General features: G+C 50.5%; 13 protein-coding genes and 1 tRNA gene. 7 read left to right on the forward strand and 7 right to left on the reverse strand.

Features of this window, described 5'->3' with window-relative positions:
* Positions 1–87: 87 nt before the first annotated feature.
* The 3 genes from NTE_RS04540 (at position 88) to NTE_RS16365 (ending at position 1,379) form a co-directional block, all read left to right on the forward strand.
* Entirely contained in the window at positions 88–411 is a 324-nt protein-coding gene (locus tag NTE_RS04540; protein WP_148699940.1) for a hypothetical protein, read from the forward strand.
* A gap of 80 nt (positions 412–491) precedes the next feature.
* A tRNA-Val gene (locus tag NTE_RS04545) sits at positions 492–566 on the forward strand.
* Between the two features lie 438 nt (positions 567–1,004).
* Positions 1,005–1,379 carry a hypothetical protein gene (locus NTE_RS16365; protein ID WP_158385102.1) on the forward strand — a complete coding sequence of 125 codons (375 nt, stop codon included), beginning with the start codon at positions 1,005–1,007 and terminating at the stop codon, positions 1,377–1,379.
* Positions 1,380–1,594: 215 nt separating this feature from the next.
* Here the strand turns inward: NTE_RS16365 and NTE_RS04555 are convergent, their stop codons facing one another.
* Entirely contained in the window at positions 1,595–2,653 is a 1,059-nt protein-coding gene (locus NTE_RS04555) for a hypothetical protein (protein ID WP_148699941.1), read from the reverse strand.
* 130 nt (positions 2,654–2,783) lie between these two features.
* Here NTE_RS04555 and NTE_RS04560 point away from each other — a divergent pair, with 130 nt between their 5' ends.
* On the forward strand, positions 2,784–3,251 hold the full coding sequence (locus tag NTE_RS04560; RefSeq protein WP_148699942.1) for a hypothetical protein: 468 nt from the start codon (positions 2,784–2,786) through the stop codon (positions 3,249–3,251).
* Positions 3,252–3,492: 241 nt separating this feature from the next.
* On the opposite strand, the gene NTE_RS04565 is transcribed toward NTE_RS04560, so the two are convergent.
* Entirely contained in the window at positions 3,493–3,696 is a 204-nt protein-coding gene (locus NTE_RS04565) for a hypothetical protein (RefSeq protein WP_148699943.1), read from the reverse strand.
* A gap of 46 nt (positions 3,697–3,742) precedes the next feature.
* On the opposite strand from NTE_RS04565, the gene NTE_RS04570 reads away from it, so the two are divergent.
* Together NTE_RS04570 and NTE_RS04575 are read left to right on the forward strand one after the other, a co-directional pair.
* Positions 3,743–4,585, forward strand: coding sequence for a hypothetical protein (locus tag NTE_RS04570; RefSeq protein ID WP_148699944.1), 843 nt, complete (start codon positions 3,743–3,745; stop codon positions 4,583–4,585).
* Positions 4,586–4,628: 43 nt separating this feature from the next.
* Positions 4,629–4,814, forward strand: a complete 186-nt coding sequence (locus NTE_RS04575; RefSeq protein WP_148699945.1) for a tautomerase family protein — start codon at positions 4,629–4,631, stop codon at positions 4,812–4,814.
* Between the two features lie 7 nt (positions 4,815–4,821).
* On the opposite strand, the gene NTE_RS04580 is transcribed toward NTE_RS04575, so the two are convergent.
* Genes NTE_RS04580 through NTE_RS16370 form a run of 4 tightly spaced genes read right to left on the reverse strand, consistent with a single transcriptional unit; the run spans position 4,822 to position 7,449 of the window.
* Positions 4,822–5,352 carry a hypothetical protein gene (locus NTE_RS04580; protein ID WP_148699946.1) on the reverse strand — a complete coding sequence of 177 codons (531 nt, stop codon included), beginning with the start codon at positions 5,350–5,352 and terminating at the stop codon, positions 4,822–4,824.
* Positions 5,353–5,409: 57 nt separating this feature from the next.
* Positions 5,410–6,765, reverse strand: a complete 1,356-nt coding sequence (locus tag NTE_RS04585) for a M20/M25/M40 family metallo-hydrolase (protein ID WP_148699947.1) — start codon at positions 6,763–6,765, stop codon at positions 5,410–5,412.
* Positions 6,766–6,813: 48 nt separating this feature from the next.
* Positions 6,814–7,224, reverse strand: coding sequence for a cupredoxin domain-containing protein (locus NTE_RS04590; protein WP_148699948.1), 411 nt, complete (start codon positions 7,222–7,224; stop codon positions 6,814–6,816).
* Positions 7,225–7,284: 60 nt separating this feature from the next.
* A complete protein-coding gene (locus NTE_RS16370; protein ID WP_158385104.1) occupies positions 7,285–7,449 on the reverse strand; it encodes a hypothetical protein in 165 nt (54 codons plus the stop codon).
* An 85-nt stretch (positions 7,450–7,534) separates the two neighbouring features.
* Between NTE_RS16370 and NTE_RS17445 the strand changes: the two genes are divergently transcribed.
* Positions 7,535–9,640 carry a 4-hydroxybutyrate--CoA ligase gene (locus NTE_RS17445; RefSeq protein WP_148699949.1) on the forward strand — a complete coding sequence of 702 codons (2,106 nt, stop codon included), beginning with the start codon at positions 7,535–7,537 and terminating at the stop codon, positions 9,638–9,640.
* A gap of 53 nt (positions 9,641–9,693) precedes the next feature.
* Here the strand turns inward: NTE_RS17445 and NTE_RS04600 are convergent, their stop codons facing one another.
* Positions 9,694–11,895, reverse strand: a complete 2,202-nt coding sequence (locus NTE_RS04600; protein WP_148699950.1) for an ATP-binding protein — start codon at positions 11,893–11,895, stop codon at positions 9,694–9,696.
* Positions 11,896–12,171: the final 276 nt, after the last annotated feature.

The raw sequence follows: 12,171 nt of genomic DNA on the forward strand, positions 1-12,171 counted from the left end.
TTTTGCCGCAGGCCAGGGAAAAGCCGCGCGACTGTTACGGAATAAAAAATCATAATATACTGTGAACTGCTAATCTATTTTGTCTGTATGCCATATCGGCTGGCAATTCTGGCAGTCGCACTGGTACTGGCTGGCACGGGACTCTGGCTTTTGATATTGCATGTTTCAACTTACACAAGAATCGGCACAGACGATAATGATGGTGTGACCGCACATAAATGGCGACTGAACGAAAAAGGCGTGCCCGAACTGTACCTGTGCAACAACTTGATGTGCAAGTCATACAGTGAAATTCGGTGGCAGTACGCAGGATACTTTGCCATCGACGCGATTGTCTTTTCTGCAGCCGCTGGGCTGGTGGCATTCTTGTTTGCATGGCGCAGGCGTACAAAGGCTCAGAGCATCATCTGATGTGTGGCGGAGTTTGTATGCACACGCGCTCTCTGTCGCTTGCAATTTATAGGGCAATCAAACCTTGCAAGAATGACAACGGGCGGCTGGTCTAGCTCGGTTATGATACCGCTCTTACACAGCGGTGGTCGGGTGTTCAAATCACCCGCCGCCCACTTTTTGCAAACATATTTTTTCAGTCATGCATATACTTGTGCGCGGTTACACTTGTGAAAAAATCCTCATTAGAAAATGCGCGTCGTCCCTTTAGAGAGGTAAGTGAAGGGCCCACCCGCGCATGATGTCAGTCAATGTCTAATCAGCATGTGACCCTTCATTACCTTCTTGCGGTGACGACGACTGGACTGTGCATATGCTACACGTATATGTACAGTAATGCCATGTGCGCATCAAGTGAATAAATAAATGGCTAAACTATGTTCATGGATAAATTCAAGATGCTGTCATGCAATGGAATCTATTATCTAGAATTACAGTCGACAAGAATTACCTACAGACTTTCAGAAGAATAATTACCCCACGTTCTCACGTAAGGATTTCCCTTGCCATAGTTAATCAAGTCATTAAAAGCGCCAGCATGAGATTGGTATTTAATGTCAAGTCTAACAGAAAACAACAAGAAGGCATTAATTGCCACACTCTTGGTTCTGGGCTTTGCAGTCGCATCATCGGCAATGGTAATGCCGACCGCTGCTTTTGCAAGCTCGGGATACGACGACGAGGACGACGACCATCACCACGACTACAACAACTGTGACGACAGCGATGACGACGATGACGACAACGGCCATGACCACTACTATTGGTCAAGCTACAGCCACGATGATGACGATGACGATGATGATGACAACAACTGCTACTGCGACAACGGCGATGACGACCACGGCGATTACTACCACTGGTCAAGCTACTACAACAATGACGATGACTGCGATGACGACGATGACGACAACGGCGACGACTATTAAAAAACAACATCATAGCAAAGGCCAAGACATGTTACGTCTAGGCGCGATGATAACTCGACATCGCGCCTCCGCCTTTTTCTTTCATGGCAATTCCGGACGATTTTTTTATCCTGTGCCCAGATCGACAATGTGTATGTATTTAGAGAAGAAAAAGAAAAGACCAAGAAAAAGAAGGCTGCAGACCTGCAGCCAGCTACATCTATACCCTCCCGCCATCAAAACTGCATTTTGCCGGCCTTTAGCGTCCTGACGTACAGGATTATCGCTGCAAACCCGACTGCTGCAATTGTCCCTGCCAGCCCGACCGGGAATTCCGGCACGACGTTTGCCGCCGTGACGATTATCGTCGACTGGGAAGAGCCACTTGGAGCGTCAGCCTGCACCACGTCTTCGTGCCTGCCTGTAAGGACCAGAGTTGTAATCTTGTCGCTTGACGATGATGCGTCTTCCTTGACGTCCAGAGCCGCGCCGCTACCAAGTGCCGCTGAAAACGGACCGGACATCATCTGCTTTGGTATCTCTAGCCTTATGGTGAAATCTCCGGAATGCCCTGTTGCATTGCCGCTTCCCGAAGAAGAAGAAAGGATCAGCTGCTTGTTTTCTGTTTTCAGCTCTGCCTTGCTGATCGCAATTGCGGAAGAGTATGCGCCTACGTCAAAGGCCGTGTCCTGGTAGTTTACCGTCAGGGTTTGCTTTGGGGTCAAGGGCAGGACAAAGTCGTATTTCAGAGGCTCCGGCAGGAATGTATTGTCAAAGTCGATTCCGGTTACCTCGATTGCGACCTTGTAGTTGCTTGCTGTAGAAAACACCTGACCCTGAACCTTTATCGGACTTCCAAAGTCAGATACGTAGCTTGCAGCCAGGTTGTCATAGTTTGCGCTGACCCTGTACGTCTGTGCCGAAGCGTCGTTGATGAAGCGGATGCTGACCTTGCCTTCATGGCCGTGGACCACCTCTGAGAACACCTGCGTTCCATCATCTTTGGTGATGATGACGGTGTAGCTGACATGGGGGGCATTCTTGCCGGTGTTTTTGTCTATCAGCGACAGATCCATGTCGATCTGGTCGCCTGGCAAGGGAGCCGCCGGGGTTGTGGTAAAGTCAAGGGCCAGCTGCCTGTCGCCAATGTTTGCAGTTGGAAGGTGCGACTGGTCCGACGTCATGTGACCGCTTGACTGCGCGTACACCTGGACAGAAGAAAAAGAAGATGCAAAGGTTACTGCCAAAAGGACGGCCATAAAGCCGGCTACAGTCTTTGACGATGAATGAGACATATCTATGTGTATCCTGAATTATCAAACTACCGTCCATTACTTTATAAATTATCTGTTGGCACATTTTCCACAAGACAGCGACAACAACAATAAAACTCAAATCACGTTCTCTTGGCTGGAACAGTCAGGGATGGGCAGAAAGAAGAACAAGACGGCGGTCATTTCAGGCACAAGCAACATCGCCCGCACAATTGCGGATTTTCAGTCAAACATCAGAAAGGATTGGTGCGCCTGCGTCGACTCGTCCATCCCGGCGTTTTCCATGAGCGACGGGATAAGGCAGGGCTACGTCTTGGCAAAAAAGCGGGGTGTGAGAATAAGGTACGTCACCGAGATAACCGCCGAGAACCTTGAGTACTGCAAGGAGCTGATGACGTTTGTCGAGCTTAGGCACTTTGCGGGCGTGCGGGGCAGCTTTGCAGTCAGCGAAACCGAGTTTGTCGCCGGCATCCGGGGCAACAACAAAAAGAAGACGCCGCTGGCAAAACTTGTCTACAGCAACGTAAAGGAAGTGGTAGCACACCAGCGCGACGCTTTTGAAACTCTGTGGGAAAACGCGACGCCGGCCGTGCGCAGGATAAAAGAGCTTGAAAGCTGAAATGCATCTACGTATGCAGGCCATTCATCTGTGTATGTATGCGCACGTGAGCTGGCAAATCTGCAAGCTTGGCCAGGCGGCTGTTATGAGTAGGATAAAATTTTCACTATTTCAGTACCAATAATGTGGATATCTGTGAATAAAATAACAGTTATGTATTATTTCTATAAAATCTATTGCTTAGTTCAAATTTATATTTTCGGACGTGGTATGATGTACGATCAGAATGGGGACAGTTGCTTTAGACCTTGGCAAAGGGGGAGAAGGAAAGGAAGAAGAAGGCCTGTCTGGCGTCATTGTAAAGTGCCCGGTATGCGCCGGGTCCGGCTCTATTCAATGCATCAAAAATAACCGCGTTAATCCCCTTTGCCTGTCGCTTCCTCTTGCCGTTGAAGAGAGGTGCAATTGTTGCGATGGGCGTGGGTGGGTTAGAAAAGAGCAGCAAGAATGCAGTTCCTTCTGCTCTAGCGTAACGAGGGAGAAAACGTGAAATGAATGCGAGAATGATAGCTGCGATTTTCATAATTGCAGGACTTGTGGCAGTAGTCTATGTCTTTTCCATCGTTCCGTACCTGTTTGGCTCCTCTGGCAAGCCCTCATCGGCGCTGCCCGTTATCCAGATCATTATTCCTGCTCTGGCTTTTCCGCTCATAGCGGTTCTTGTGTTCCTGGTGCCCAAGCGGCAAGTTGTAACTCAGGCGGTATCTGAACATAAAACTCGTGATGAGGCAGAATACAGATACAGGATCAGGTCCTTGTGGTCTGGAACTGCCGCGGGATTTTTCGCAGCAGCGATACTTGTAAGCCTGATAATTGGGGGTGATGCACTGCTCGGGCTTCCGCTTGGAACCTTTTATTCCATAATCGGCATTGCAATGGGTGGCCTTGACGTGCCTGTCGCGATATTTTTCGGCACCGTCTTGCACCTGATCATGGGAACCCTGATAGGTGCAGTATTTGGCTATATCACGACGGTGGTGGGACCCTTTAACATAACAAGCATGGCAAAGGGGACTGGAGTCGGCATTCTGGCAGGCTTTATTGCGTTCTCTGTGCTCTTTGTCCCGCTGACCCGATTTGAAGTGGAACCTTCACTTGTAAAAGTCCTGGCGAGCATCTATCCGCCTGGCACTTCTGCAGAAGTGCTCCAAAACAAGGCTATTGACGTAATGTCGTCAGTCCTTGCGGGCTCTATTCTGTTGCACGTAGTTTACGGCGCCATCATGGGTTCGACTACCGCGCTTCTTCTTGGATTCCCCGCGAGTGAAACAAAGAGGGAGGATTACAGAGCCGACGACGCCCATAATAATCATCATAACCTGACAAAGACGTAGGGCTGAAGAATACAACTGCGCACATGCCTGCATCATACGACACATGCCAGTAATTCAGATAACCATGAGCCAGGGCCGGACAGTAGAGCAAAAGCGCGAGCTTGTAAAGGTGCTGACGCGGGAAACTGCGCGCATATTGAACGCAAAGGAAGACGGCGTGCGCGTCCTCATCTATGAGGTGTCAAAGGAGAACTGGGGCAACGCCGGCGTGCTTGGACTTGACATGTGATTGATTGCTATTGTTTCTTGCGCCTGTCAAGGACAACGACAATGACGCCCCCTATCATCACCATGATGCCTGCAATGATCATTCCAGCGCCGATAATGACTCCTCTAAACATCTCTACGTTGACGTTGTTGTCTTGGCCCACGCCCGGTATGTAGCCAAGCACAACGTCGACTGTTGTGTCCGTGCTTCCGTTGTTTGTAACTGTCAGCCTGTAGCTGCCAGCCTGCGTGGGGACCGTTCCTTCTGCCAGCGTCTCGCTAAACTCTTTGCGCAAGACCTCGCTTCCGTCCGGCCCGACGAGGACTGCAGTCATGGGGGCGGAATTTCTCGCTGAAACCACCACCGAAAGCATTCTTTCCGGGTCAGCGACCTGAAACTCGGCAGACGCGGACTTGGCCGCGGCAAGTGACACTTGCTGCAGTATCGTAGTGTCTTTCTGCAGCTGTTGCGCTACTGGGAGTGCCCATACCACGGTCAGCGCGATGCCTATTGCAAAAAGCGCCGCGCCGCCTATCAGGACATAGTAGCCGCGTTTCAATGCTTGTTTTGTGTCTGCGATCTCCTTTGTTATTAACCTATATGCTGCAAAAAAAAGCTAGGCGGCAAACTTTTCGATTATCCTGACCATGCACTTTGTGCACTTGTTCAGAAGGTCGATTCTTGCAAACTCGTTTGGCGAGTGGATGCGCGCAAACATGTACGTGCTCCCGATGGATATGCAGGGCGCCTTGAGCACCTTGACAAACGAGTACATCGGGCCGGTGCCGGCAGAAGACACACTCAGTATAGAACTGCCAAACGCCTCCCTTGCCGCCTCGTCCACCTTTTTCACAAACGGGTCGTAGATTGAGGTCCTTGCCGCCGCCTCGCCGTGGATGAAATTGACCTCAATATCTGAAAAGCCGTGGTCCTTCAGGTGCTTCTTCAGCCGCGCCAGCTGCTTTTCAGGCACCATGCCGGGCACGAGGCGGAAATCAATTTTTACACGCGCCTTTGCCGGTAGCACAGTCTTGGCGCCTTCTCCGATGTAACCCGAGTCAAAGCCGGCGATGTTGCAAGTGGGCATCCCAACAAGCGCCTTTTTGGCGTCCCTGCCGCGGGCGCCTGCCACAAACCTCTTGATGCCGTACTCGCTCCTGAATTCCCCCTCGTCAAACGGCTCTTTTGAAATGACCGCAAGCTCTTGCTTTGTAAACGGTTTAACTTCCTTGTACCAGTCCTTTATCGTGACCCTGCCTGACTTTTCGTCGCGCATTGTCTTGAGCGCAGAGACAAGCCGCCACGCCGGGTTTTCAATCAGCACCGCAAGGCTGGAATGCGCGTCCCTTGACGGTCCCGTCGCTATCAACTCGACGTACAGCAGGCCCTTCATGCCAAGGCTTAGTATCGGCCTGTCCTTTGCGTCGACGTAGCCAAACTCCCATATCACGCCGTCGCAGGCAAGTTTTTCCTTGTATTTTTTCAGGTACTGCTCGACATGCACGCTACCGACCTCCTCCTCGCCTTCAACGATGAACTTGATGTTGCAGGGGACGTTGCCTGTCTCTTTCAGGAAATACTCGACTGCCTTGATGCGGGTTACCAGCTCGCCCTTGTCGTCTGCAGAGCCGCGGCCAAAGACCTTGTTGTCCCTGACCGTGCCGCTGAACGGCTCGTCCTCCCACAATTCAAGAGGCTCCTCCGGCTGCACGTCATAATGGTTGTAAAAGAGAAGCGTCTTGGCGGCAGGGTTTGCTTTTGACTTTACTTCGCCGTAAACTATGGGTGGCACAGTCTTATCATCGAGGTATAGCACCTCGGAATTGATGCCTGCCTTTTGCATCATCTTGGCAACAAGGTTTGCGCATTCGACGAGCCCGACCTTTTTTGCCGAGACGCTTGGCTGTCTGATTAGCGCCTGCAGGTCAGAGATCAAGTCGTTCATTCCAGCATCGACAAGGGAGTCTATCATTAACATTCGGTAACACTCTGGATATTGAAAATAAAGGTTGCTTTCTGACTAGGGCGCAACCTTGATTGTGCCGCGCATCCACGGCCAAGGCTCCGCATGGATGGTGTATTCGCCCATGTCGTTAAACCTGCACTCAAACGACTCGCCCGGCGCCAGCTGCTTTTCCAGCTTGACCCTTGAAGCCGTGGTGGCCTTGTATACATCAGACGATGGCGTACAGGCCGGTCCTATTACGACGGTAGTTGGGGCTGTCTCGTTGTTGGTCCACCTTATTGCACTGCCTGATTTCATGTCTATCACTTCAGGCTCGAAGTTCCTCTCCTGCGCTGCCGCTCCTTCTGGAATTTTCACTGCGTAGACAATCCACGAGTCAATTCTGTACAGCGGCGGGTTTGCGGCCCACGCGGAAAACAATGCCACAAACGCAAATCCTGCGGCAAGACCTGCTGCCGCCGGCATAGCAACATGCACGGCACAGCTATCGCGAACAGAATAATGAACTTTTATCGAAACAAACTGTCAGGGCTGTCCCGACGGCACTTCGATATTGAGCCTGTGCGCGTCGGATTCACTGCTGCTGAACTGCCGCTCGCTCACGTCTGAAAACGCGTAATACGCGACAAACACTGAAAACAGGAACGCAATGACTGACGGTATGACTACCAGGAGCAGTATGGCAGACATGTTTGTAATAATGCCGCGCGCACAATAAAAGTTCACCTCGATGCGCACATGCATTTATAACCATCCTGACACGCATTTTTCCCAAATGTCCAATAATTCCATCTTCTTCTCGCCAAAGTCGATAGCAGTCATTGGAGCTTCAGAAAAGCCGGGCGTAGGCAAGACGATATTTACAAACATTGCCAAGCATTTCAAGGGCAAGATCTATCCCGTCACCCCGTCAAACCCGACGGTTGGCGGCCTGACGGCGTACAAGAGCGTGCTGGACATTCCTGAAAGCGTGGATCTTGCAGTCGTGGCCGCGCCAAGCAGGTTCACCCCCGCGGTGATGGAAGAGGTGGGCAAGAAGGGGATAAAGGGCGCAATCATTGTATCCGCAGGTTTCAAGGAAGTCGACGAGGAAGGCGCCCGGCTTGAAAGAGAGGTGGGCGAGATTTCCAAAAAATACGGCATCCGGGTAATCGGCCCCAACTGCCTTGGCATCATGAGCCTGTCGAAGGACAACATGATGAATTCCACGTTCTTGAAGATAACGCCCAGCTACGGCGGAATAGCGCTTGTATCGCAGAGCGGAGCCATCTGCGCGGCAACAGTGGAAGACGCCGGAGCGCAGAACATCGGCTTTTCCAAGGTGATAAGCATGGGCAACAAGGTGGACATGGACGAAAGCGACGTGCTGGAGCTCTTGGCGGAGGACGATGACACCAAGGTTGTCGTGATGTACCTGGAGGACATACGCAACGCAAGGCGCTTTATGGACATTGCAAAGAGGATAACGACAGAAAAGAAAAAGCCGGTGATCGTGCTGAAATCAGGCAGGACGGCGGAAGGCGCCAAAGCTGCTGCGTCGCACACCGGCGCGCTTGGCGGCTCTGACGCAAACTATGAAGCCGCGTTTGCGCAGTGCGGAGTCATCCGCGTCGACACGATGGGCGAGCTGTTCGACCTTGCAACCGCATTTTCCAAGCAGCCGCTGCCAGAAGGAGGCGTAGTCATTGTATCCAATGCGGGCGGGCCGGCAATCATATCCACCGATGCCTGCTCCAAGTACGGCCTGAAAATGGCAGACATCTCGTCAATACGCGACGACATTGCCAAGGTCATACCGGCGTACGGCTCGCCGCGAAACCCCGTCGACATTGTGGGCGACGCGGATTTCAACAGGTTTGACAAGGTGCTCAACCTAGTCCTTGCGCACCCAAACGTGGGCTCTGTAGTTACGATGTGCACGCCTTCGGCGACCCTGAACTATGACGACCTTGCAAGGGTGCTGGTAAAAACGTCAAGGCAGTTTCCAAACAAGACGATACTTGCTTCCCTCATGGGGCTTGCAGAGGGCGTGGAGAACAGGGCGATAATGTCAGAAGGCGGAGTGCCGTACTACCTCTACGCCGAGCCGGCGATAAGGACGCTCAAGGCCGTCTATGATTTCAAGAGCTGGGTCGACAGCGCCAAGACCAAGGCTGGCACGCTCTCGTTTGCCAAGGACACTGCAAAAGTCAGGGAGATTTTTGCAAGCGTCAAAAAACAAGGTCGCAATAACCTGCTTGAAGAAGAAGGCTACGAGGTTCTGCGGGCGTACGGGTTTCCGACGCCAAAGAGCATCCTTGGAGCAACGGAGGACGAATGCGTAAAAGCTGCAAAAGAGATCGGCTATCCTGTCGTCATGAAGATAGCGTCGCCTGACATCATACACAAGTCTGACGCCGGCGGGGTCAAGGTCGGGATAAAGAGCGACGACGAGCTTCGCGCCGCGTTCAGGTCGATAATGGAAAACGCCAAAAAGTACAAGGCCGACGCCAAGATAAAGGGCGTCCTTGTGCAGGAGATGGTCAAGTCTGCAAAAGAAACCATACTTGGCGCAAGCCAGGACCCGACCTTTGGGCCGGTCATAATGTTTGGGCTTGGAGGCATCTATGTCGAGGTGCTAAAGGACGTGGTGTTCCGCGTTGCGCCCATTGACGAGCGGGAAGCGGCAAGGATGGTCGAGTCGATAAAGACAATAAAACTGTTGAAGGGAGTCAGGGGAGAAAAGCCGTCCGACCTGAAAGCGATTGCAGACTCGCTCCAGAGGCTGTCGCAGCTTGTCACCGACTTTCCAGAGATAAAAGAGTTTGACATCAACCCGCTACTCGTGTTGGAAGAAGGCAAGGGCGCAAGGGTGGTCGACGCCAGAATAATACTAAAGTAGTTAGCAATTACATGGCGGCAAAATCGACTGCCCTGTAAAACTAGCTAGGACGTTTACTTGCTGACAAGGGGCAGGCTGAATGCAAACGTTGCGCCCCTGCTGTCTTTGTTATTCTTGGCCCATATCTTGCCGCCATGCGCTTCTACAATGCCTTTTGAAATGAACAGTCCTAGCCCTGTACCTTTCTCTGACTTGCTGGCAAACTTTGTGAACAGCCTGGGTACTATTTCTGGATCTATTCCGGAACCGGAGTCTCTGACTGATACAATGGCAAATCGGCCGTCGTCATTTGATTCTTTTCCAAGCATAACCGTCACGGTCCCTCCCCCAGCGAACTTGATGGCGTTGCTTAGGAGATTGTATATGACCTGTGTTATCCTTCCTCTGTCTGCGTTTACGAAAACATCTTCTTTCTCTTTTCGCAAGAAAGACAATGTTGTCTTGTTGTTGTTATTATCCATTGATTTTTCCATGTCGCCGATGGCTTCCATTATTGTGTCGTTTAGGTCGAGCGTTTCTTTGTTCAACCGTAAGGATTGACTATCTATTCTTGCAACATCCAGCAGAGTCTCTGTAAGCCTGTTCAGCCTGTTTGCGTTTCTATTGATAATCTCAAGCAGCTGATGGTATTCGCTGCTGTTGCCCTCCTTTTGGTTTAGGATTTCTGTCAGCCCGATTATTGGCTGGATGGGTGTTCTCAACTCATGAGCAGCTATGCTGATAAACTCCTTTTGCATCTCGCTATGTGCTTTTAATTGCTCGTACAATTGTTTAATCCGTTCATACAATTCTGCCTGATTCCACAAGCTCTCAAATATTGAAGTGTATGACAATACGGTTGCCTTGCTGTTAGAGTACGTGGCCATGCCCATCGCTTCAAGGGATGTTTCTTTGGCGTCGTCTTTCAACTCCACTGCCAAGGAGTATCTCCTGTCCACTATGAGGAGCGTGACTCTGGTTTGCAGGGATGGTTCAATGCTTTTGACCTTGATCTTTTGCTGCGAATGCTCTTCAAATTTCTCCACTGTTTCTTTAATTCTGTCATCAATCGGCGTCATGATCCTGATTTGTACGCCGCCGTGCCCTTCTGCCATCTTTGTTAGCAGTCGCATCAATCCGGCACGCTCTTGGCGGAGAAATGCGTTGGCCGATGAAAATATCACCAATACTTCGCTTTTGGCCTCCTTGAGAAGGTCATAGCCGAGTTTCAATACTTTATCTGGATCTTTTATCGTCTCGATAAACTCTGGACCAATTCCCTCCTCAATCTCTTTTATCCTCTGCTCGGCAGGAATGGCCTTCTCCCAAAGCGTATCAAAGAGGTATTGATGCTGCCTTATGAGGTCTCTAGAGTTGCTGTATATTAGCTGCGGATTTGAACTCATTGCATAAACAGAAGTCGGAGCCAAAAAAACGGCCTCACTAATGCCAAAATTTAGGTTGAAGCCGTTAACATGCCGGATCTCTTGAGTTTTCATCAGCTCCTTGACCGAAGGCAGATTTTCCGCCGTAATTTCGGTTATCATTCGAATCTTCCCGCCCCTCTTGACAAAATCAGTACCTGCTTCGTACACGGGCGACCCGACTATTTTTGGTGGGACCAGGGCATCACAGCAATGATCAACCGCTTGTCTTGCCTTTGAGAAACTCTCTATGTTTCTTTTGAATATGCCATCCCACCCTGTCACAATTTCGGTGATTTCCGGCTCTATTCCCTCCTCAATCTCTTTTATCCTCTGCTCTGCTGGGATTGCCTTTTCCCAGAGCATGTCAAAGAAATATTGCTGCTGCTTTACAAACTGACGAGCTGTACTTCTGATGACTTCGGTCGGATGCTGTCCTCCTACCACGGATGCACTGCTTCGAAAATCCACTCCATCTGCTATTCCAAAGTTGCCCTTGATCCCCTGCAAATGCCTGAGCTCCACCGCGTTCAATAGCTTTTTACACTGAGGAACATTCCCACGGGTAACTTCTGTAATGTACCTGAGTTTGACGCCTTTCTCTTTAAGCCGTGCCAGTTTCTCATACAGGTTTGTCGCAACGGACGAAACGCCGTTAGAGTCCATACAAGTGTCGAGCCTCTCCCTTATCTGAGAAATAGTTTCCGCAAGAGCAACGACATTTTCGACCCCTTGTATGATTTCAGTTTTTTCCGGCTCTATTCCTTCTTCCATCTCTCGATAACCATGCCGGACTTCAGTTTTTCCTTCTTGATCCTCGTCATCAGCAGCGGTAGTAGTTGATCGAGTCACAGATTGCGCCAGAAGAAATAGAGTGCAAGGAGCAATAAAAAGCCCCAAGTTCGGCAGTTCAAAGAAGAGATTACTGATAGTTATTCTATAGGTTCCGTGAGTACAATGCAAATCGAACTTGGCATCATCAACCTTGGAGTTACCTGTTGCTGTCCCAAACTTTGCTCGTGTAAACACAAATCTGAACCTCCAAAGGTCCTGATTTGATTTTGTTATACAACTAGCTAGTTCCAAATAGAGAGCTATCTTGTCACGGACTTGGCTGATACGATTCTT

Origin of the sequence: Candidatus Nitrososphaera evergladensis SR1, assembly GCF_000730285.1 — an archaeon.
Classification (GTDB): domain Archaea; phylum Thermoproteota; class Nitrososphaeria; order Nitrososphaerales; family Nitrososphaeraceae; genus Nitrososphaera; species Nitrososphaera evergladensis.

Bases quoted from the DNA above. Each gene is read 5' to 3' on its own strand.
- NTE_RS04575 (WP_148699945.1), top strand. From the start codon at position 4,629: ATGCCAGTAATTCAGATAACCATGAGCCAGGGCCGGACAGTAGAGCAA.
- NTE_RS04585 (WP_148699947.1), bottom strand. From the start codon at position 6,765: ATGATAGACTCCCTTGTCGATGCTGGAATGAACGACTTGATCTCTGAC.
- NTE_RS04570 (WP_148699944.1), top strand. From the start codon at position 3,743: ATGAATGCGAGAATGATAGCTGCGATTTTCATAATTGCAGGACTTGTG.
- NTE_RS16365 (WP_158385102.1), top strand. From the start codon at position 1,005: ATGTCAAGTCTAACAGAAAACAACAAGAAGGCATTAATTGCCACACTC.
- NTE_RS04540 (WP_148699940.1), top strand. From the start codon at position 88: ATGCCATATCGGCTGGCAATTCTGGCAGTCGCACTGGTACTGGCTGGC.
- NTE_RS04560 (WP_148699942.1), top strand. From the start codon at position 2,784: ATGGGCAGAAAGAAGAACAAGACGGCGGTCATTTCAGGCACAAGCAAC.
- NTE_RS16370 (WP_158385104.1), bottom strand. From the start codon at position 7,449: ATGTCTGCCATACTGCTCCTGGTAGTCATACCGTCAGTCATTGCGTTC.
- NTE_RS17445 (WP_148699949.1), top strand. From the start codon at position 7,535: ATGTCCAATAATTCCATCTTCTTCTCGCCAAAGTCGATAGCAGTCATT.
- NTE_RS04555 (WP_148699941.1), bottom strand. From the start codon at position 2,653: ATGTCTCATTCATCGTCAAAGACTGTAGCCGGCTTTATGGCCGTCCTT.
- NTE_RS04590 (WP_148699948.1), bottom strand. From the start codon at position 7,224: ATGCCGGCGGCAGCAGGTCTTGCCGCAGGATTTGCGTTTGTGGCATTG.